This window comes from Pseudomonas sp. SD17-1, from assembly GCF_029201585.1.
Lineage (GTDB): Bacteria > Pseudomonadota > Gammaproteobacteria > Pseudomonadales > Pseudomonadaceae > Aquipseudomonas > Aquipseudomonas palmensis.
The window spans coordinates 3629500-3651109 of record NZ_CP104044.1 but is presented as its reverse complement, the minus strand read 5'-3'; the positions used below and the strand labels follow the sequence as shown (position 1 = coordinate 3651109).

The following is a 21610-nucleotide window of genomic DNA, read 5'->3' as shown; positions in this document are numbered from 1 at the left end:
CAGGGTGTGTCTAGCGCGTGTGCGCTTCCTGGCGCCGGATGTTGCCGATCTGGCGCAGGCTCAACCCGTACTTGTCGGCCAGCACGCTGCGTGACTGGCCATTGGAGCTTTCCTGCTGGATCTGCTGGTTGCGCAGCTGGCGATTGAAGTGATCGGCCTTGGGAATCTCCAGCGCCATGCCGGCGTAGCGCTTGATCAATGCATCCAGCGCTTCGGTTGGCAGGATCTCGGCCAGCGTGGTGCGCTCGCGGTGCTTGGGAATGTACTTGGGGCGGCCGCCGTAGATGGTGGTCAGGCGGTAGGCATGCTCCAGCCCGATGCATTCGATGAGCATCTGCAGTGACTGGGGCAGTTGTTCGATGTCGATCTTGTTCAGGTCACACAGTTCCATGATGACTTCCTTGTTGGCGGTATGAGCGAAGGGGCCACTTCATCGGGTGCCGTCCGTGCCTGAGCATCCTTGCCAGGTGCGGCGCGCCCCACGTCGACAGCGTTGAACTGCCAAGTGGCCTGAAGGAATTCTCGGTCAACCGCCAAGGGGAGATCTAGGCAGCAAGCGGGTCAGGGGAGGTAGTCTTTCCGTACACATTGCGTGAGGAAGTCGGTGGTCTGTTGTAGGAACCAGCGGCGCCAGGGAGGGCGTGGCCGCGTGTCTACGGCGAGCCTGCTCCAGCGCTGTGGTTCAGGTTGCTCAACCCTGAACGCAAGGCACGGGCACACCTGGCGGATGATTTCAGGTTGTCGCGTCGGGAAAAACCGGGAAACATCCTCCTGCGTGACGTGGCGTTGTATCATGGCCGCCGGCCGCAGTAGGGCCCTCAAACCCGTTGTCGTAAGGATTTTTCAATGACTCAAGCTCAACGCCTGAAATACTCGATCCTGGTTGCCCTGGTGGTGCTGGCAATCATGCTGGGCGGCTCGTACCTGCAGAACGCCGGCGTGATCAGCGAAAAGGTGTTCCAGTACATCGCCATCGGCGTAGCCGTATTGGCCGTGATCGTGAACGGCATCATGCGGCGCAAGGTCAAGTTCTGACCGCTTGCGAGGCTGCGGCCGGCGTCACCCGGCCGTTGGCCTAGCGTGAAACCGGCTGTTCCAGCACCGCGCGAGCCTCGGGGTTGAGGCTGTAGCACTTGTCGCTGCCCAGGCTGATCACACCTTCGACGCACAGGCGCTTGAGCACTTCGCGAACGCTCAGGAACGACAGCGGAATATCCAGCTGCTCGAGCTGGCTGTGCACCCCGCGCACCCCGATACTGCGCCCCTCTCTGGCGGCCGCGTGCAGCGCATCGATGACCTTCAGCCGGATCAGGCTGGTGCGCAGGCCGAATGCCTTGAGCAGTTCGCGGATATGTTCGTTGCCGGCGCGGTCCGGTTCAGCCGCTTCGGGCTTTTCCGGCAGCGGCGCGTGGGCTTTGCGCCTGAAGCGCAGCGGTGTGATTGGCTGTTGCTGGTTGTACATGTGAAAACTCCCTTTCCCGAGCCTGTCCAGTTTGCGTGTGGTGCTCTCACTCTATAAGACGAACGAGCGCGGCAAATCTGCATCGGCAAGGCAAAAAATATTGCCTTTATGTAGAGAGAGACGAACGAGCGGCGCAAAAGCGGTAAATTTTCATGATGAAATTCGTCTAGTCAGGATGTTCGTTCACCCTGATGCTGCCGGAGTCCGCGTGTTTGCCAATCGCTCGATCCCCTCGTTCTGCCTGACGGCCCTGCTGGTTGCTCTGAGTTGTTCAGCCCACGCCCGCGAGGCGCCGCCGGGCGAGGCCCGGGCCGAGATCCGCCGCACCAGCTTCGGTGTGCCGCACATCGTGGCCCGCGATGAGCGTGGCCTGGGCTATGGCATCGGGTATGCCTACGCGCAGGACAACCTGTGCCTGCTGGCCAACGAAGTGGTGACCGTCAACGGTGAGCGCTCGCGGTTCTTCGGGCCGCAGGCGCTGACCCTGGAGCAGCGTGAAAACCTGGCCAGCGACGTGTTTTTCACCTGGCTGAACACGCCGGCGGCGGTGTCTGCGTACTGGCAGGCGCAACCGGCGCCGATCCGTTCATTGCTCGAAGGCTACGCGCTGGGCTACAACCGCGCGCTGGCCGAGCGCACTGCCCAGGGCCTGCCTGCCCAGTGCCAGCAGGCCGAGTGGCTGCGCCCCATCACCGCCCTGGACCTGGTCAAGCTGACCCGGCGCCTGCTGGTCGAGGGTGGGGCCGGGCAGTTCGTCGAAGCCGTGGCCGGTGCCGCGCCCCCCGGTGCAGCGGCGGGGTTGCCGGCTGCGGCCTTCAGTGTGGCCCAGGCGCGCCAGGCCAACTTTGCGCTTGAGCGCGGCAGCAACGCGGTGGCGATAGGGCACGAGCGTTCGGCCAATGGCCGTGGCCTGTTGCTGGCCAACCCGCATTTCCCGTGGGTGGGTGGCATGCGCTTCTACCAGATGCAGTTGAGCATCCCCGGCAAGCTGAACGTGATGGGCGCCGCGTTGCCCGGCCTGCCGCTGATCAACATCGGTTTCAACCGGCATCTGGCCTGGACGCACACCGTTGACACCTCCCGGCACTTCACCTTGCACCGCTTGCAACTGGACCCGAAAGACTCGACCCGCTACCTGCTCGACGGCGTGTCCACCCCCATGACCCGCCAGCCGGTGAGCGTGTCGGTCAAGGCTGAGGACGGCCAGCAGCAGGTGGTCACCCGCGAGCTGTACGGCACGATCTACGGCCCGCTGGTGCAGTGGCCCGGGCGGCTGGACTGGACCGGGCAGGTTGCCTTCAGCCTGCGTGATGCCAACCTGGGCAACACCCGCGTGCTGCAGCAGTGGTACAGCATGAACCAGGCCGACAGCCTGCAGGCCCTGCAGCAGTCGGTGCAGCGCCTGCAGGGCATACCCTGGGTCAACACCCTGGCGGTGGATGCCAGGGGGCAGGCGTTGTACCTGAACCAGTCGGTGGTGCCCTATGTGGATGCGCCGCTGCTGGCGCAGTGCAGCGACCCGGCGGCGGGCCTTGAACTGATCGTGCTCGACGGTTCGCGCAGCGCCTGCAACTGGAAGGTCGATGCGCGAGCGGCGCAGCCCGGTATCTTCCCCGCGCAACTGCAGCCCAGCCTGCTGCGTGGCGACTTCGTACAGCACTCCAACGATTCGGCCTGGATGGTCAACCCGGCGCAGCCGCTGCGCGGCTACTCGCCGATCATCAGCCGCGAAGACGTGCCCCTGGGCCCGCGCAGCCGCTTTGCCCTGCTGCGGTTGAACCGCCCCGGCAAGATCAGCGCGCAGGACCTGCACCACATGGTCATGGACGACAAGGTGTACCTGGCCGAGCTGGCGCTGCCCGACCTGTTGCAGTGGTGCAAGGGCGCCACGGCCGATCCGCAGCTCAAGGCCGTATGCGACAGCCTGGCGGCGTGGGATGGCAAGGCCGGCCTGGCCAGTGGCATCGGCCTGGTGCACTTCCAGAACATCCTGCAGGCGTTGCAGGAGCACGGTGAATTCTGGCGCGTGGCATTCGATCCGGCCGACCCCCAGCACACCCCACGCGGCCTTGCGTTGGAGCGTGCCGAGGTGGCCAGGGCCGTGCGTGAGGCGGCATTGGCGTCGCAGGCGCAGGTGGCCGAGGCCGGGCTGAGTGCGAATGTGCAGTGGGGGCAGATCCAGCAGGCGGGCGACGGCACGCCGATGCATGGCGGGCCGTCGAGCCTTGGGGTGTACAACGCCATGCAGAGCGTGCCGGGCGAGGGGGGCAAGCGCACCGTGATCAGCGGCACCAGTTACCTGCAGGTGGTCAGTTTCGATGACAAGGGGCCGCACGCGCAGGGGCTGCTGGCGTTTTCCCAGTCCAGCGAGGCGGGGTCGGTGTATGCCAGTGACCAGACCCGTGCGTTCTCGGCCGGGCACTGGCACACCATTCCATTCACCGAGGCGCAGATCAAGGCGGACCCGCAGTATCAGGTGCAGGTGATACGTGAGACGGATACTGCAGCTGTAGCCAGCAGCGCACGTTGAGCGTCGGTTGCATCGCGGGTCAAGCCCGCTCCCACCAGGGTTGCGCACTACCTGTGGGGGCGGGCTTGACCCGCGATAGCGTGGCTACGTATTCAGATCCCGCAACAACAGCCCGAAGCCCAGCTCCACCTGTTCGGGAATCGGCAGGTACACCGTGTGCCCATCCCCCGGCGCCACCTCCAGCGGATTGCCTGCGCGATCCCGCAGCTGGTGCAGGTCGAAATGGTAGTTGCCCCGCGGCGTCATCAGCTCCAGGTGATCGCCCAGCCCGAAACGGTTCTTGACCTTGACCTCGGCCAGCCCGTCGACCCGCTCCCCGGTCAGCTCGCCCACGAATTGCTGGCGCTCGGACACCGAGTTGCCCCGCTCGTAGTTCTGGTACTCGTCGTGCACGTGGCGGCGCAAGAAGCCTTCGGTGTAGCCGCGTTGCGCCAATGACTCCAGGTCGAGCATCAGCGAACGGTCGAATTCACGCCCCGCCAGCGCATCGTCGATGGCCTGCCGGTACGCCTGGGTGGTGCGGGCACAGTAGAAGTGCGACTTGGTACGCCCCTCGATCTTCAGCGAGTGCACCCCCATGCGGGTCAGGCGCCCGACGTGCTGCACGGCACGCAGGTCCTTGGCGTTCATGATGTAGGTGCCGTGCTCGTCCTCGAATGCCGGCATGTCTTCGCCGGGCCGGTTGGCTTCCTGCAGCACGAACACCTGGTTGGTGGGGACGCCGACGCCCAGGGTCGGCTGGACTTCGCGCACGATGTCACCCACCTCGTTTTCCTGGGCCGGGGTGGCGCTGTACTGCCAGCGACAGGCGTTGGTGCAGCTGCCCTGGTTGGCATCGCGCCGGTTCAGGTAGCCCGACAGCAGGCAGCGCCCCGAATACGCCATGCACAGGGCGCCGTGCACGAACACTTCCAGCTCCATCGCCGGCACCTGCTGGCGGATCTCTTCGATTTCCTCCAGCGACAGCTCCCGGGACAGGATCACCCGGCTCAGGCCCTGGGATTGCCAGAACGCGACACTGGCCCAGTTCACCGTATTGGCCTGTACTGACAGGTGGATCGGCATGGCCGGGAAGTGCTGGCGCACCAGCATGATCAGCCCAGGGTCGGACATGATCAGCGCGTCCGGGCCCATGGCGATCACAGGTTCCAGGTCCTTGAGGAAGGTCTTGAGCTTGGCATTGTGCGGGGCGATGTTGACCACCACGTAGAACCGCTTGCCCTGGGCCTGGGCTTCCTGGATGCCCAGCGCCAGGTTGGCATGGTCGAATTCGTTGTTGCGCACACGCAGGCTGTAGCGCGGCTGGCCGGCGTAGACCGCATCGGCGCCATAGGCGAAGGCATAGCGCATGTTCTTCAGGGTGCCGGCAGGGGCGAGCAGTTCGGGTCGGGCGAGGTGGGTCATGGCAAGGTCGCGACAAAAGCGCGGATGCTACGCGCCTGCACCACCGATTTTATTGATCCACGGCAACGGCACTTTCTGCAGTGCGCCGCGCACTAATCATCAGAGCGCAAAGGAGCGGACATGAACGAATCGGTATTGCAGCAAAAAGCCCTGATGTGGTTGCTGGTCCTGGTGACCCTGGCCTTCATCTGGATTCTATTGCCCTACTACGGCGCGGTGTTCTGGGCGGTGATCCTGGGCATCGTGTTTGCGCCGTTGCAGCGCCGGTTGCTGTTGCGCCTGGGCTGGCGGCGCAACCTGGCGGCGGGTATCACGCTGCTGGTGTGCCTGCTGATCGCGATTCTGCCGGTGATCGTCATCAGCACGCTGCTGGTTCAGGAAGGCGCCACGCTGTACAAGAACATCGAGAGCGGCCAACTGGATATCGCCGGCTACATCGAGCGCTTCAAGGACATGCTGCCCGCTGTGGCCCAGCATGGCCTGGAACGCCTGGGTATGGGGGATCTGGAGGGCTTGCGCGACAAGATCGCCAAGGGCGCGATGCAGGGCAGCCAGTTCTTCGCCACCCAGGCGTTCAGCTTCGGGCAGGGCACGTTCGAGTTCCTGGTGAGCTTCGGCATCATGCTGTACCTGCTGTACTTCTTCCTGCGCGATGGCGCCGAGCTGGTGCGCAAGATCCGCACGGCGGTGCCCCTGGCCGAACACCAGAAGCGTCGCCTGCAACTGAAGTTCAATCGCGTGGTGCGTGCCACGGTCAAGGGCAACCTGCTGGTGGCGGTGACCCAGGGCGCGCTCGGCGGGTTCATCTTCTGGGTGCTGGATATCCCCAGTGCGCTGGTGTGGGCGGTGCTGATGGCGTTTCTGTCGCTGCTGCCGGCGGTGGGTGCCGGCATCGTGTGGGGCCCGGTGGCCGCGTACTTCCTGCTCAGTGGTTCGATCTGGCAGGGTGTGGTGCTTGCCGCCTTCGGGGTGTTCGTGATCGGCCTGGTGGACAACGTGCTGCGCCCGATCCTGGTGGGCAAGGACACCCGCATGCCCGACTACCTGATCCTGATCTCGACCCTGGGCGGGCTGGCGGTGTTCGGCCTCAACGGCTTCGTCATCGGGCCGTTGATCGCGGCGCTGTTCATGTCCAGCTGGGGGATTTTCGTGGCGACCAAGCCTCAGGTGCAACTGCCCTGAGGCGCCGCTGGCGAGCGTCACTTCCAGCTATAGGACATGCCCACGTAGGCTGCGAAGCCTTCGCCGGGGGTGGAGCGTGCGGCATCGAGACCCTTGTCGTCGTAGCCGGGCGTCACGGTTGCGGCATAGCGCTTGCTGGTGAGGTTGCGCAGGTCGAGCCAGGTGGTCCAGTCCTGTCGGGGGGAGGCGTAGCCGAAGGTTGCGCCCAGCAGGGCATACGCATCGGCCTGGTAGGAGTTGGCGTAGTCGACCTGCACCTTTGAGGCCATCTGCGTGTTGAGCCCGGCATAGAAGCCGCTGGGATGGTCCAGGCGCACCTGCGCCTGGTAGTAGTGCATCGGCATGCCGGGCAGGCGGTTGTCGCCGAACGCCGCGTCATCGCGGTAGTGGAAGTCGCTGAAGGTGTAGGCCTGGCGCAGCGACACCCGGCCAACTCCGCTGTGTTCCCACAGCAGGCTGTCGAGGCTGGCTTCCACCCCCTGGTGCACGGTAGGGCTGGCATTCACCTCGCCGACGATGGCGTTGGTGGTGCTGCTGGCGGCCACGGTTTCCACTGTCAGCAGTTCGTGGCGCACGGCCGAGTAGTACCAGGCCAGGTCCCAGCGCCCCAGCCGCGAGTCGCCGCGTGCGCCGAGCTCCAGGGTGGTAGCGGTCTGGTTGCGCAGCTCGATGGGTTGGGTCTGCAGGCCTTTGATCGCTGGCGAGCTCCAGATCAGCGCCCAGGGGTGCGCAGGCTCCACCGAGCGGCTCAGGTTGCCGTACAGCTGCAGCGCGGGGCTGAAGTCGTAGCGCAGCCCCAGGCGCGGGGCGTAGTCCCAGTCATGCTGGCTGACCTTGCCGCCGCTGGCCGGATAGGTGACGGCGCTTTCGCGGCGGGTATAGATCATCGCCAGGCCGCTGGTCAGCCACAGGTCTGGCACCAGTTCCAGTTCGTTGCTGAAGTGGAGGACGCTGTCCGAGCCCTGGTAGGTGAAGTCGCGGGTCTTGGTGCCTATGGGCTGAGTGGGGTCGGTCTCGACCCGCACGAACTCCGAGGCCCCCGTGTTGGGCAGGTGCTTGGTGGTGCGCCAGCCCAGGGTGGTCTTGCTCTCGTGGCCGAACAGGGTGTCGCGGCGCAGGTAGTTGAGCGTGCCGCTGACGTCGGTGTACGCCACCTTGAGGCGCTTGGTGCCTTCACGCAGGTCCATCGGGTAGTCGTGGTAGACCAGGCCGGCTTCCAGTTGCGAGTCGTCATCGAGGTAGAAGGTGGTCTTGTTGCCCAGCCAGGTGCTGCCCGGTTGCGGGCGGCTGGCGTCGCGGCTCAGGTACAGCGGGTTGGCAGCGCGCGGGTGGTGCTTGATTTGGTCCTTGGTCAGGCGCCCGGCCAGTTCGTTTTCGGTTTCGCGGTAACGCAGGTAGAAGCGGGTTTCCAGGTTGGGGTTGAAGCGGTAGCCGACGTTGGCGGCGATGCCCTTGCTGCTGCCGCTGCTGTGGTCCTGGTAGCCGTCGTATTCCGAGTCGGTGAGGGCGACGTAGTAGTCCAGGTCACCCAGTACCTGGCCGGAGCTGACCTGGCGTTTGCCGTAGCCACGGCTGCCGGCCTCGACCCGTACCTGCAGGGTCGCGGCGTCGTAGCCGGTGTGGGTCACATAGTTGATGGCGCCGCCCAGGGCCAGGGCGCCGCGGTCGAAGCCGTTGGCGCCGCGCAGTACCTCGGCGCGGCTTAGCCACAGGGGCTCGAACAGTTCATAGGGCGTGCCGCCGGGGCCGGTCAGGGGCAGGCCGTCGAACAGGGTGTATACGCCGGAGCCGTGGGCGCCGGGGGCACGGTTGAGGCCCGAGCCGCGAATCGACAGTTTGATGCCGTCGTTGCCGGCGGATTGGGCGAACACGCCGGGCTGGTAGGCGAGAACGTCCTGGTTGCTGGCGACGCGGCCTTGTTCGACCTGTTGCATGTCGATCAGGTTGGTGGCCCCGGGGATTTGCTGCAGGCGCTCACGGGCGTCCTGAAGCTCGTTGTGTTCCTGGTCCTGGATCAGTACCTGGCCGAGTTCGATGCCTGGGTTGGCTTGGGCGGTGGCGGTGCAGGCGATCAATACGGCGAGGGACGAGCGGGGCAGGGTGGGGTGCATCGAAGGGGTTCCGGGACGGTTGGGCGGGTATCTGACGTTGCAAGTATCAGACGAAGCACAGTGGGTGATCTGTAGTGCAGTCATGCTTTTGATCTGCTCTGGATCTGCTCTGGATCTGCTCTGGATCTGCTCTGGATCTGCTCTGGATCTGCTGTTGATTTGCTTTTGATTTTGATCTGCTTTTGATCTTGATCTTCCGTCCCCCAGAAGGCCGAGTGGAGGTGTCGTGCAGGAGGCGGGGCGAAGCCCCTTCGGCGTTAGCCGAAGCGAGCGACTGTTAGAGTTGCGCAGCAACTCGGGTCGCGTGCCCCCTGGACGGCGCCGGAGGGAGGGGACCCGGAGCGAAGCGTAGGGCCTGATGATGGACGGAGCGGTTTTGCTTACTTTTTCCAAGAAAAAAGTAAGCCGCTGTAAGAGCGGAAGGGGCCCTGATTGTCGATATGCATGCTGGATATGTTCACGGTCGTCGATTTTATCGAGCGGTGTGTTTATCCGGCATGGATAGCGCTGCGAATGACGCCTTCCGCTCTTACAGCGGGTCACTTTTGCAAGGACGCAAAAGTAACCAAAAGGTCCCCGGCCAAACATACGGCCCTACGCTTCGCTCCGGGTTCCCTCCCTCCGGCGCCGTCCAGGGGGCACGCGACCCGAGTTGCTGCGCAACTCTAACAGTCGCTCGCTTCGGCTAACGCCGAAGGGGCTGCGCCCCGCCCCCTGCACGACACCTCCACTCGGCCTCCTGACAGGCCGGACAATCAAGATCAAGATCAAGGTCAAGATCAAGGTCAAGATCAAGGTCAAGATCAAGGTCAAGATCAAGATCAAGGTCAAGATCAAGATCAAGGTCAAGATCAAGAACAACGGCGGTGCTGGGGATGGGTTGTTCAATCGCCAAAAACAAAACACCCCGCCGAAGCGGGGTGTCCTGTCAGTGCATCAGCACTCAACCAAGCAACTGCAAACCTGCATGCTGCACCAGGTCCAGCAACGGCTGCGGATAAACACCCAGCACGAACGCCAGAATCGCAATCGCCAGCAACATCACGCCACCGGTACGCTGCTCCCAGTTCAACGGCGCATCGTGACGACGCAGGTTCGGCTCGATCAGGTACAGGGTGACCATCACGCGCAGGTAGTAGAACACCCCGATCGCACTACCGATCACCAACGCACCCACCAGCCACCACAACTGCGACTCGACGCCGGTAGCAATGATGTAGAACTTGCCGATGAAGCCCGCAGTCAGCGGAATACCCGCCAGCGACAGCATCATCACGGTCAGCACCGCCGTCAGGTACGGACGACGCCAGAACAGGCCGCGGTACTCGTACAGGGCATCGGCATCACGGCCCTTGTAAGGCGAGGACATCAGGGTGATGACGCCAAACGCGCCCAGGCTGGTGATCACGTAGGTCACCAGGTACACGCCAATGGCTTCCACCGCCATGCCCTTGCTCGCCACCAGCGCAATCAGCAGGTAACCGAAGTGGGCGATCGAGGAATAACCCAGCAGACGCTTGAGGTTGCTCTGGGTCAGCGCCAGCAGGTTGCCGACCAGAATCGAGGCCACTGCAATCACCGACAGCACGGTGGTCAGCACGCCGCTGCTGGCAGCAGGGGAGAGCATGAACAGGCGTACCACAACGGCGAATACAGCCACCTTGCTCGCGGTGGCCAGGAACGCGGCAACCGGCGCCGGAGCACCTTCGTATACGTCCGGGGTCCACAGGTGGAACGGTACCAGCGACAGCTTGAACGCCAGGCCGACCAGCATCATGCCCAGGCCCAGCTGGGCAATCAGGCTTGGCAGGCTGGTGGTGGCCAGGGCCTTGCCGATGCCGTCGAAGCTCAGGCTGCCGGCGTCGGCATACAGTAGCGCCATGCCGAACAGCAGGAACGCGGAACCGGCTGCCGACAGCACCATGTACTTGATGCCGGCTTCCAGCGAACGCTTGTTGAAGAATGCATACGCCACCAGGCCATACACCGGTACCGAGAGCAGCTCCAGGCCGATGAACAGGCCGGCCAGGTGTTGCGCGCAGACCAGCACCAGGCCGCCCAGGGCCGCCATCAGGATCAGCAGGTAGAGCTCTTCGCGGTTGCCCGGGTAACCCTTGCCGCCGTCACCCAGGTAGGCATGCGCCAGGGTCACGCAGGCCAGGGTGGCGACCAGGATCAACGCCATGTACAGGCACGCGAAGCTGTCGACGGTCAGCAATGGGGTGACCGCCAGCGGGGCCACCTTGAGGGTCGGGATGATCGACAGCAGGGCCAGGTTCAGCCCCACGGTCGACAGCAGGAAGGTTTGCGAGTGATTGCGGCGCCAGGCGATGGCCAGCATCACCACGACGATGGTGATACTGGTGATCAGCAGTGGCGCAAGCGCAATAAAGTGTTGAATCGTCAGGTCCATAGCGCTCTTACCGGGCCGAAGCGAGTTGAGTGAAAGCGGAGCCGAGCCACTGCTGCACACCACTCATGGTGGCGGCGGAGGTATCCAGGAACGGCTGCGGGTAAACGCCCAGCACAATCAGCAGTACCGCCAGGCCCAGCACCATGATCAGTTCGCGGTTGTCCATGCCGGCCAGTACTTCGTCGGACTTGGCCGGGCCGAAGTAGGCGCGGTGGATCATGATCAGCGAGTACACCGAGCCGAACACCAGGCCGGAGGTGGCAATCGCGGTGACCCATGGGGCACTGACGAAGCTGCCGATCAGGATCAGGAACTCGCCGACGAAGTTGCCGGTACCCGGCAAGCCCAGCGAAGCCGCGGCGAAGAACAGGCTGATGGCCGGCAGGTAGGCGATGCGCGACCACAGGCCACCCATCTGACGCATGTCACGGGTGTGCAGACGCTCGTACAGCTGGCCGCTGAGGATGAACAGCGCCGCCGCCGACAGGCCGTGGGCCAGCATCTGGATCACCGCGCCCTGCAGGGCCTGCTGGCTGCCGGAGTAGATGCCGATCAGCACGAAGCCCATGTGCGAGACGCTGGAGAACGCGATCAGGCGCTTGATGTCGGTTTGCGCGAAGGCCAGGAATGCACCGTAGAAGATCCCGATCAGACCCAGGGTCATGGCGATCGGCGCGAACTCGGCCGAGGCGTTCGGGAACAGCGGCAGGGCAAAACGCAGCAGGCCGTAGGCCGCGGTCTTCAGCAGGATACCGGCCAGGTCGACGGAACCGGCAGTCGGCGCCTGGGCGTGGGCGTCAGGCAGCCAGGAGTGGAACGGTACTACCGGCAGCTTGACCGCGAAGGCGATGAAGAAGCCCAGCATCAGCAGGTATTCGGTACCCGCCGGCAGGTCGGCCTTGAGCAACTGGGTGTAGTCGAAGGTGATCACACCGGTGTTGCCGTAGTTGACCAGTACCAGGCCCAGGATCGCCACCAGCATGATCAGGCCGCTGGCCTGGGTGAAGATGAAGAACTTGGTGGCTGCGTAGATCCGGGTCTTCTTGCCGTCCGAGGAGCTGTGACCCCAGAGCGCGATGAGGAAATACATCGGCACCAGCATCATTTCCCAGAAGAAGAAGAACAGGAACAGGTCCAGGGCCAGGAACACACCGACCACGCCGCCCAGGATCCACATCAGGTTGAGGTGGAAGAAGCCGACGTGGCGCTGGATCTCTTTCCAGGAACACAGTACCGAGAGCACACCGAGCAGGCCGGTGAGCAGGATCATCAGCAGCGACAGGCCGTCCAGGGCCAGGTGCAGGCTGATGCCGAAGCGCTCGATCCACAGCACTTTGAACTCGTAGGCCCACTGTGGCGCGGCACCCGGCGCAGGCGCCAGGGTGTAGTCGCCGTTGGCCCACAGCCAGAGGCCGATACCAAGCAGCAGGGACATGGTCAGCAGCGCGATGTAGCGCGGCAGGGTGGCGCCGAAGCGCTCACCCAGCCAGCACAGCAGGCCGCCGATAAAGGGGATCAGGATCAGCCAAGGCAAAATCATGACGGGCTCAATTCCTTTCGCAAAGTCGCAAGGTTCATATCAGACCGCAGCCACAACAACGGCACCGAGCACAAGCACGGCACCAATGGCGATCGAGGCGGTGTACCAGCGCAGCTGACCGGTTTCGGTTTTGCTCATGGCGGCATGACCGCCCTTGGCCAAACGCGGAATCAGGCCGATGCTGCGGTCAACCGGATCCTTGCGCAGGATGTGGCTGATCAGCAGGTAAGGTTTGACGAACAGCTTGTCGTAGATCCAGTCGAAGCCCCAGGCGGCGAACCACCAGGCCGACAGCACACGACCGATACCGCTGTTGGCGATCGCGGTAACCAGGCGACGCTTGCCCAGGAACAGCATGGCGGCCAGCAGGATACCGGCGATGGCGATGGCACCCGAGGCGATTTCCAGGCTGTGCTTGGCTTCGCCACCGGCATGCCCGACGCTCTGCGGCAGCACGCCGGCCAGCGGTGGGTGGATCCAGGCGCCGACGAAGGTCGACAGCACGATCAGCACGCCCAGCGGCAGCCAGTGCGAGATGCCGTGGCCAGCGTGGGCTTCGGTCTTGGCTTCGCCGTGGAAGGCGATGAAGATCAGGCGGAAGGTGTACAGCGAGGTCATGAACGCACCCACCAGGCCGGCGTACAGCAAGCCGCTGTTGCCGCTGGCGAAGGCTTCCCAGAGGATCTCGTCCTTGGAGTAGAAGCCGGCGGTCAGCAGCGGCAGGGCAGCCAGGGCGGCACCACCGACGATGAAGCTGGCGTAGGCCAGTGGCAGTTTCTTCCACAGGCCGCCCATCTTGAAGATGTTCTGCTCGTGGTGGCAGGCAACGATCACCGCACCGGAGGCAAGGAACAGCAGGGCCTTGAAGAAGGCGTGGGTCATCAGGTGGAAGATCGCGCCGTCGAAGGCGCCCACGCCCAGGGCCAGGAACATGTAGCCGATCTGGCTCATGGTCGAGTAGGCCAGGATACGCTTGATGTCGGTCTGTACCAGCGCGGCAAAGCCGGCCAGCACCAGGGTCACGCCGCCGACCACACCCACCAGGTGCAGCACGTCGGGTGCCAGGGCGAACAGGCCGTGGGTACGTGCGATCAGGTAGACACCGGCGGTCACCATGGTGGCGGCGTGGATCAGTGCCGATACCGGAGTAGGGCCGGCCATCGCGTCTGCAAGCCAGGTCTGCAGCGGCAGCTGGGCCGATTTGCCCACGGCGCCGCCCAGCAGCATCAGGGTTGCCAGCACGATCCAGAAATCACCGGCCTGGAACTTCTGCGGCGCCAGCACCAGCAGTTGCTGGATGTTCAGGGTGCCCAGTTGCTGGAACAGGATGAACAGGCCGATGGCCATGAACACGTCGCCGATACGGGTGACGATGAAGGCCTTGAGCGCCGCGTTGCCGTTGTTGCGGTTGCTGTAGTAGAAACCGATCAACAGGTACGAGCACAGGCCCACGCCTTCCCAACCGAAGTAGATGAACAGCAGGTCGTCGCCCAGGATCAGGAACAGCATGCTGGCAATGAACAGGTTGGTGTAGGCGAAGAAGCGCGAGTAGCCGGCTTCACCACGCATGTACCACGAGGCGAACAGGTGGATCAGGAAGCCCACGCCGACCACCACGCCGAGCATGGTCACCGACAGGCCGTCCAGGTACAGGGTGAAGTTGGGCTTGAAGTCGCCCACCTGCATCCACTGCCACAGCAGTTGGCTGTACGCGCCGCCTTCAGGCGGGGCGACGTTGAACTGCCAGATCACGTAGGCGGCCACGATGGCCGAGAGGCCGATCGAACCGACACCGATAAGCGCCGACAGGTTCTCCGAGAACCGCCCGCGCGAGAACGACAGCAGCACAAAGCCGATCAGGGGGAAGACGAAGGTCAGAAAGAGTAGGTTCATCCGCGCATCTCACTGGCAGCATCGATATCGAGAGTGTGGAAGCGGCGATACAACTGCAGCAGGATCGCCAGGCCGATACTGGCCTCGGCGGCGGCCAGGCTGATCACCAGGATGAACATGATCTGCCCGTCCGGTTGCGCCCAGCGGCTGCCCGCCACGATGAATGCCAGTGCCGAGGCGTTCATCATGATTTCCAGGCTCATCAGTACGAACAGAATGTTGCGGCGCACCATCAGCCCGACCAGGCCGAGGCAGAACAGGATGCCGGCGACGGCCAGGCCGTGTTCGAGAGGAATTGCTGACATGATTTACTCCTTCGCCTCGTTGCGGCCGAGGTGGAACGCCGTCACTGCTGCAGCCAGCAGCAGCATCGAGGCCAGTTCCACCACCAGCAGGTAAGGGCCGAACAGGCTGATGCCCACGGCCTTGGCGTCAACGGTGGTATGACCGATGGCGGCGCCGCTCGGCTGCACGAACAGCACGTACAGCAGTTCGGCCAGCAGCAGGACGGCGAGGAACACCGGCCCGCCCCAGATGCCGGGCTTGAGCCAGCCGCGCTCCTGGGCGACCGAGGCCGGCCCCAGGTTGAGCATCATCACCACGAACACGAACAGCACCATGATGGCGCCAGCGTAGGCGATCACTTCGAGCACGCCGGCAAACGGCGCGCCGAGGGCGAAGAAGGTCATCGCCACGGAGATCAGCGAAATGATCAGGTAGAGCAGGGCATGCACCGGGTTGGTGTTGGTGATCACCCGCAGGGTGGACACCACGGCGACACCGGATGCGAAATAGAAAGCGAATTCCATCTTTCTTCCTTAAGGGAGCAAGCTCTTCACGTTGATCGGCTCGGCTTCGTTCTGCGCGGCGCCCTTCGGCTTGCCGGCAACGGCCATACCTGCAACACGGTAGAAGTTGTAATCAGGGTTCTTGCCGGGGCCGGAGATCAGCAGATCTTCTTTCTCGTACACCAGGTCCTGACGTTTGAACTCGGCCATTTCGAAATCCGGGGTGAGCTGGATCGCGGTGGTCGGGCAGGCTTCCTCGCAGAGGCCGCAGAAAATGCAGCGCGAGAAGTTGATGCGGAAGAACTCGGGGTACCAGCGACCGTCTTCGGTCTCGGCCTTCTGCAGCGAGATGCAACCCACCGGGCAGGCCACAGCGCACAGGTTGCAGGCCACGCAGCGCTCCTCGCCGTCGGGGTCGCGGGTCAGCACGATGCGGCCGCGGTAGCGCGGCGGCAGGTAGACCGGCTCTTCGGGGTATTGCAGGGTGTCGCGTTTGCGGAACCCGTGGGAGAACACCATCACCAGGCTGCGCAGCTGGGTGCCAGTGCCCTTAACGATGTCGCCAATATACTTGAACATGGGTCAAATCCTCACTGGGCCGCAACAGCTGGCGTGTTGAGCAACACGAGCGCAGCGGTCACCAGCAAATTGATCAGGGTCAGCGGCAGGCAGAACTTCCAGCTGAAGTCCATCACCTGGTCATAGCGCGGGCGCGGGATCGAGGCGCGCAGCAGGATGAACAGCATGATGAAGAACGCGGTCTTCAGGGCGAACCACACGAACGACAGTTGCGGCAGGATGCCGAACGGCCCGTGCCAGCCACCGAAGAACAGGGTTACCAGCAGCGCCGAGATCAGGATGATGCCGATGTACTCGCCCACGAAGAACATGCCCCACTTCATGCCGGCATATTCGATGTGGTAGCCGTCGGCCAGTTCCTGTTCCGCTTCCGGCTGGTCGAAGGGGTGACGGTGAGTCACGGCCACGCCAGCGATGAAGAAGGTACAGAAGCCGAAGAACTGCGGAATGATGAACCACAGGTTCTGCGCCTGGTATTCGACGATGTCGCGCATGTTGAACGAGCCGACCTGGGCCACGATGCCCATCAGCGCCAGGCCCATGAACACTTCGTACGACACGGTCTGGGCCGAGGCCCGCAGGCTGCCGAGCAGGGCGTACTTGTTGTTCGACGACCAGCCGGCGAACAGGACGGCGTACACCGACAGGCCGGCCATGGCGAAGAAGAACAGCAGGCCGATGTTCAGGTCCGCGACACCCCAGGTCGGGGTGATCGGGATGATCGCGAAGGCGATCAGCAAGGCGCTCATGGCCACCACCGGCGCCAGGGTGAAGATCACCTTGTCGACGAAGGGCGGGTTCCAGTCTTCCTTGAAGAACATCTTCAGCATGTCGGCGGCAATCTGGAACATGCCGAACGGGCCGACGCGGTTAGGACCGTAACGGTCCTGCCACCAGCCCAGCAGGCGACGCTCGACGAAGCTGAGCAGCGCACCGCAGACCACCACCGCCAGCAACACCACGATGGCCTTGATGACAGTGAGGATCACATCGATCACTTCAGGGGTGAACCAGGTCATTGTGCTGCCTCCTGCAAGCCTTCGACGGATGCACCGAAGATGGCAGGCGGGATGCCGGCCAGGCCTTTGGGCAATGCAACCAGGCCTGCGCCCAGTTCCTCATTGATGCGCAGCGGCAGACGCAGGGTCTGGCCGGCCACGTTCAGGCTCAGCAGTGCGCCGTCGTTGACGCCCAGGCGGTCGGCTTCGGACTTGGCCAGTGCCACGTAGGCCTGCGGGATGCGCTCCTGCACCGGGGCGGCGCGCGAAGAGTTCTCTTCACTGCCGAACAGGTGGTAGAACGGCACGGCCTGCCAGGTGCCACGGGCCGGCGAGAACGCCGCCGGAACGCTGGCGAACCAGTTCAGCCTGTCGCCCTGGGTCTCGATCAGGCGGGTGCCCGGGTCGCCTGCACGCAGGTGACCACCGACCTCGTCCTGGAACTTGTTCCAGGCCTGCGGCGAGTTCCAGCCCGGCGACCAGGCGAACGGCACCTGCTGGCGCGGTTCGGCGGAGCCCGAGTAGCCTTCCATGGAGAAGGCGAACGCGGTGTCCGGGTCTTGCGGGGTACGTGGCTCGTGCACGCTGATGTTGGCGCGCATGGCGGTACGGCCCGAGTAGCGCAGCGGCTCGCGGGCCAGTTTCATGCCCTTGATGCGGAACGCGGCCGATGGCGCGGCGTTGACGATGCCGGCCAGTTGCGGCACCACGCCAGCCACGGCGTGGGTCACGTGGTCCAGCTGGGTCCAGTCGACCGGCTTGTTGAGCAGGGTGGCACGCAGTGCGTGCATCCAGCGCCAGCCTTCGTGCACCAGGATGCTGCTGTCCAGGTACTGCGGGTCGAACACCTGGAAGAAGCGCTGGGCGCGGCCTTCCTGGCTGACCAGGGTACCGTCGCCCTCGGCGAAGGTGGCGGCCGGCAGCACCAGGTGCGCGCGGTCGGTGGTCGGGGTTTTCTGGTGGTCGGCAACGATCACCACCTTGGCCGCGGCCAGGGCAGCGTCGACCTTGGCAGCCGGTACGCGGCTGTACAGGTCGTTTTCCAGCACCACGATGGCATCGGCCTTGCCGGCGATCACGGCGTCCAGCGCCGCATCGATCGACTCGCCACCGAGCATGGCCAGGCCCAGGCTGTTGGCCTCGGGCACCACCAGGCTCAGCGAGCCGTTCTTCTCGCGCAGCTTGAGTGCCTTGGCGATGTTGGCGGCAGCTTCGATCAGAGCCCTGGAGGCCAGCGAAGTACCGGCAACCACCAGTGGGCGATTGGCCGCGACCAGGGCGTCGGCGATGCGCTTGGCCAGGTCCAGGGCTTCGGCGTCCAGGCCTTCGACGGCTGGGGCGCTCGGGTCGATGGCGTGGGCCACGGCGAAACCGATGCGGGCCAGGTCGTCCGGCGCGGCGTGCACGCACTCTTGCGCCACGTCGTCGAGCTTGGTCTCGCTCAGGCTGGCAATGAACAGCGGGTACATGGCGTGCTGGCCGATGTTCTTCACCGCGGCATCGAGCCATGGCTGAACGCGCATGGCATCGGCCATCGCCTCGGCCTTGCCCTTGACCGACTGGCGCAGGGCCAGGGCCACGCGGGCAGCGGTCTGGGTCAGGTCTTCGCCAAGCACGAATACCGCGTCATGGTCTTCCATGTCGCGCAGGGTCGGCACCGGCAGCGGGCTGTCGTTGAGCACCTGCAAAGCCAGGCGCACGCGCTCCAGCTCACCGGCTTCCATGCCTGCATAGAAATGTTCGGCACCCACCAGCTCGCGCAGGCCGTAGTTGCTCTCCAGGCTTGCACGGGGCGAACCGATACCCACGATGTTGCGCCCGCGCAGCATGTCGGCGGCCTTGTCCAGCGCGGCGTCCAGGCCCAGTTTCTGGCCGTCCTGGAGCAGTGGCTGGCGTGGGCGGTCGGTACGGTTGACGTAGCCGTAGCCGAAGCGGCCACGGTCGCACAGGAAGTACTGGTTCACCGAGCCGTTGAAACGGTTCTCGATGCGGCGCAGTTCACCGTAGCGCTCGCCCGGGCTGATGTTGCAGCCGCTGGAGCAGCCATGGCAGATGCTCGGGGCGAACTGCATGTCCCACTTGCGGTTGTAGCGCTCGGAGTGGGTCTTGTCGGTGAACACACCGGTCGGGCAGACCTCGGTCAGGTTGCCGGAGAACTCGCTCTCCAGGGCACCGTCCTCGACGCGGCCGAAATACACGTTGTCGTGCGCACCGAACACGCCCAGGTCGGTACCGCCGGCGTAGTCCTTGTAGTAGCGCACGCAGCGGTAGCAGGCGATGCAGCGGTTCATCTCGTGGGAGATGAACGGGCCGAGCTCCTGGTTCTGGTGGGTACGCTTGGTGAAACGGTAGCGGCGCTCGTTGTGGCCGGTCATCACCGTCATGTCTTGCAGGTGGCAGTGACCGCCTTCCTCGCACACCGGGCAGTCGTGCGGGTGGTTGGTCATCAGCCATTCGACGACGCTGGCGCGGAACACGCGGGCTTCTTCGTCTTCGATGGAAATCCAGCTGCCATCGGTGGCAGGGGTCATGCAGGACATGACGATGCGACCACGGGTGTCGTTCTCGTCGGTGTACTGCTTGACCGCACACTGGCGGCAGGCACCGACGCTACCGAGCGCCGGGTGCCAGCAGAAATAGGGGATGTCGAGGCCTAGCGACAGACACGCCTGTAACAGGTTGTCTGCACCGTTGACTTCGAGCTCTTTGCCGTCTACGTGGATAGTGGCCATGGTTCAAAGTTCTTCGTTGGCCCGCGTCTGCGGGCGTGGCTAATGGAAAGCTGTATGCCTGCGGTTCGCCGTCATCCGGGCGAGCATCGCGGGCAACGGGCGGCACGGACCGCCCGTCTTCTTGTTCGTTATGCGCCAACCACAACGGGTTTGGCCAAGTCCGGGCGCGGTGCAGCAGTGGCTGCGATGCCGGCTTCGAACTCGGGGCGGAAGTATTTGATGGCACTGCCCAGCGGCTCGACCGCACCGGGTGCGTGAGCGCAGAAGGTCTTGCCTGGGCCGAGGAAACCGACCAGCCCCAGCAGCGTCTCGATGTCGCCTGGCTGACCCTGGCCTTTCTCGATGGCGCGCAGCAGCTTGACGCTCCACGGCAGGCCGTCGCGGCACGGGGTGCAGAAGCCGCACGATTCGCGGGCAAAGAACTCTTCCATGTTGCGCAGCAGCGAGACCATGTTGACGCTGTCGTCAACGGCCATGGCCAGGCCCGTACCCATCCGGGTACCGACCTTGGCGATGCCGCCGGCGTACATCTGGGCGTCGAGGTGCTCGGGCAGCAAAAAGCCGGTACCGGCGCCGCCTGGCTGCCAGCACTTGAGCTTGAAGCCGTCGCGCATGCCGCCGGCGTAGTCTTCGAACAGCTCGCGGGCGGTGACACCGAAGGGCAGTTCCCACAGGCCAGGGTTCTTCACCTTGCCGGAGAAGCCCATCAGCTTGGTGCCGTGGTCTTCGCTGCCTTCGCGGGCCAGAGACTTGTACCAGTCGATGCCGTTGCCGACGATGGCCGGCACGTTGCACAGGGTCTCGACGTTGTTCACGCAGGTCGGCTTGCCCCACACGCCCACGGCGGCAGGGAAGGGCGGCTTGGAACGCGGGTTGGCGCGGCGGCCTTCGAGGGAGTTGATCAGTGCGGTTTCTTCACCGCAGATGTAACGCCCGGCGCCGGTGTGCACGAACAGTTCGAAATCGAAACCGCTGCCCAGGATGTTCTTGCCCAGCAGGCCGGCAGCCTTGGCTTCCTCGACCGCACGGGTGAGGTTGCGCGCGGCGGTGGTGTATTCGCCACGCAGGAAGATGTAGCCGCGGTAGGCCTTGAGCGCGCGGGCACTGATCAGCATGCCTTCGATCAGCAGATGGGGCTGTTGCTCCATCAGCATGCGGTCCTTCCAGGTGTTGGGCTCCATTTCGTCCGCATTGCACAGCAGGTAGCGGATGTTCATGGATTCGTCTTTGGGCATCAGGCCCCATTTGACGCCCGTCGGGAAGCCCGCACCGCCACGGCCCTTGAGGCCGGAGTCCTTGACGGTCTGCACGATGTCGTCCTGCGACATCTGCGCCAGTGCCTTGCGGGCAGCGGTGTAGCCGTCCTTGGCCTGGTACTCGTCGAGCCACAGTGGCTCGCCGTCGTCGCGCAGGCGCCAGGTCAGCGGATGGGTTTCGGCGGCGCGCGCGATGCGGTTGGCCGGGCCGAAGGAAGTGATGGTCATACGTAACCCTCCAGCAGTTTGGAAACGCCGGCAGGTTGCACGTCGCCAAAGGTGTCGTCGTCGATCATCAGGGCCGGGGCCTTGTCGCAGTTGCCCAGGCAGCACACCGGCAGCAGGGTGAAACGCCCGTCTGCGGTGGTCTGGCCCAGGCCGATGCCCAGCTCGCTCTGGATCTGGCTGACCACCGACTCGTGGCCGCCGATGTAGCAGACCATGCTGTCGCACACACGGATGATGTGGCGGCCGACCGGCTGGCGGAAGATCTGGCTGTAGAAGGTGGCCACGCCTTCGACGTCGCTGGCAGGGATGCCCAGCACTTCGCCGATGGCGTACACGGCGCCGTCCGGCACCCAGCCGCGTTCCTTCTGAACGATCTTCAGGGCTTCGATGGACGCCGCGCGCGGGTCCTCGTAGTGGTGCATCTCGTGCTCGATGGCCGAGCGCTCGGTTTCGCTCAGGGCGAAACGGTCGGTTTGGATAAGCGTGTTATTCAT

The 21610-nt window shown here is 64.3% G+C and carries 17 protein-coding genes; 3 read left to right on the top strand and 14 right to left on the bottom strand.

Going from position 1 to position 21610, the window contains the following annotated elements:
* Positions 1-10: 10 nt before the first annotated feature.
* A complete protein-coding gene (locus tag N0B28_RS16540) occupies positions 11-391 on the bottom strand; it encodes a Mor transcription activator family protein (RefSeq protein WP_043860880.1) in 381 nt (126 codons plus the stop codon).
* A 455-nt stretch (positions 392-846) separates the two neighbouring features.
* Between N0B28_RS16540 and N0B28_RS16535 the strand changes: the two genes are divergently transcribed.
* Entirely contained in the window at positions 847-1035 is a 189-nt protein-coding gene (locus tag N0B28_RS16535) for a hypothetical protein (protein ID WP_043860879.1), read from the top strand.
* A gap of 40 nt (positions 1036-1075) precedes the next feature.
* Here the strand turns inward: N0B28_RS16535 and N0B28_RS16530 are convergent, their stop codons facing one another.
* On the bottom strand, positions 1076-1462 hold the full coding sequence (locus N0B28_RS16530) for a fe2+ zn2+ uptake regulation protein (protein WP_088515161.1): 387 nt from the start codon (positions 1460-1462) through the stop codon (positions 1076-1078).
* Between the two features lie 208 nt (positions 1463-1670).
* Between N0B28_RS16530 and N0B28_RS16525 the strand changes: the two genes are divergently transcribed.
* Positions 1671-3992 carry an acylase gene (locus tag N0B28_RS16525; RefSeq protein ID WP_345799352.1) on the top strand — a complete coding sequence of 774 codons (2322 nt, stop codon included), beginning with the start codon at positions 1671-1673 and terminating at the stop codon, positions 3990-3992.
* A gap of 84 nt (positions 3993-4076) precedes the next feature.
* Here N0B28_RS16525 and yegQ read toward each other — a convergent pair whose 3' ends face one another.
* Positions 4077-5396 (bottom strand): tRNA 5-hydroxyuridine modification protein YegQ, encoded by a 1320-nt coding sequence (gene yegQ, locus N0B28_RS16520; RefSeq protein ID WP_275727554.1) that lies wholly within the window; start codon positions 5394-5396, stop codon positions 4077-4079.
* Positions 5397-5516: 120 nt separating this feature from the next.
* On the opposite strand from yegQ, the gene N0B28_RS16515 reads away from it, so the two are divergent.
* Complete coding sequence (locus tag N0B28_RS16515; RefSeq protein WP_043860876.1) at positions 5517-6578, top strand: AI-2E family transporter; 1062 nt, start codon at positions 5517-5519, stop codon at positions 6576-6578.
* Between the two features lie 17 nt (positions 6579-6595).
* Here N0B28_RS16515 and N0B28_RS16510 read toward each other — a convergent pair whose 3' ends face one another.
* From N0B28_RS16510 to nuoE, 11 genes are all read right to left on the bottom strand, one after another.
* Complete coding sequence (locus N0B28_RS16510; RefSeq protein ID WP_275727551.1) at positions 6596-8689, bottom strand: TonB-dependent receptor; 2094 nt, start codon at positions 8687-8689, stop codon at positions 6596-6598.
* 943 nt (positions 8690-9632) lie between these two features.
* On the bottom strand, positions 9633-11102 hold the full coding sequence (nuoN, locus tag N0B28_RS16505; protein ID WP_043860874.1) for an NADH-quinone oxidoreductase subunit NuoN: 1470 nt from the start codon (positions 11100-11102) through the stop codon (positions 9633-9635).
* 7 nt (positions 11103-11109) lie between these two features.
* A complete protein-coding gene (nuoM, locus tag N0B28_RS16500) occupies positions 11110-12642 on the bottom strand; it encodes an NADH-quinone oxidoreductase subunit M (RefSeq protein WP_043860873.1) in 1533 nt (510 codons plus the stop codon).
* A 39-nt stretch (positions 12643-12681) separates the two neighbouring features.
* Positions 12682-14535, bottom strand: coding sequence for an NADH-quinone oxidoreductase subunit L (gene nuoL / locus N0B28_RS16495; protein ID WP_043860872.1), 1854 nt, complete (start codon positions 14533-14535; stop codon positions 12682-12684).
* A complete protein-coding gene (gene nuoK, locus N0B28_RS16490) occupies positions 14532-14840 on the bottom strand; it encodes an NADH-quinone oxidoreductase subunit NuoK (RefSeq protein ID WP_010220409.1) in 309 nt (102 codons plus the stop codon). The genes nuoL and nuoK overlap by 4 nt, the downstream gene beginning before the upstream one ends.
* A gap of 3 nt (positions 14841-14843) precedes the next feature.
* The gene (nuoJ, locus tag N0B28_RS16485) at positions 14844-15344 is read right to left on the bottom strand and encodes an NADH-quinone oxidoreductase subunit J (protein ID WP_043860871.1); all 501 of its coding nucleotides are present in this window, start codon (positions 15342-15344) and stop codon (positions 14844-14846) included.
* 9 nt (positions 15345-15353) lie between these two features.
* Positions 15354-15902: an NADH-quinone oxidoreductase subunit NuoI gene (nuoI, locus tag N0B28_RS16480; protein ID WP_009400993.1), complete on the bottom strand. Its 549-nt coding sequence runs from the start codon at positions 15900-15902 to the stop codon at positions 15354-15356.
* Positions 15903-15913: 11 nt separating this feature from the next.
* A complete protein-coding gene (gene nuoH / locus N0B28_RS16475; RefSeq protein WP_054915105.1) occupies positions 15914-16921 on the bottom strand; it encodes an NADH-quinone oxidoreductase subunit NuoH in 1008 nt (335 codons plus the stop codon).
* The gene (nuoG, locus tag N0B28_RS16470) at positions 16918-19632 is read right to left on the bottom strand and encodes an NADH-quinone oxidoreductase subunit NuoG (RefSeq protein WP_043860869.1); all 2715 of its coding nucleotides are present in this window, start codon (positions 19630-19632) and stop codon (positions 16918-16920) included. The genes nuoH and nuoG overlap by 4 nt, the downstream gene beginning before the upstream one ends.
* A gap of 128 nt (positions 19633-19760) precedes the next feature.
* Positions 19761-21116, bottom strand: a complete 1356-nt coding sequence (gene nuoF / locus N0B28_RS16465) for an NADH-quinone oxidoreductase subunit NuoF (protein ID WP_043860868.1) — start codon at positions 21114-21116, stop codon at positions 19761-19763.
* Positions 21113-21610, bottom strand: a complete 498-nt coding sequence (nuoE, locus tag N0B28_RS16460; protein ID WP_043860867.1) for an NADH-quinone oxidoreductase subunit NuoE — start codon at positions 21608-21610, stop codon at positions 21113-21115. The genes nuoF and nuoE overlap by 4 nt, the downstream gene beginning before the upstream one ends.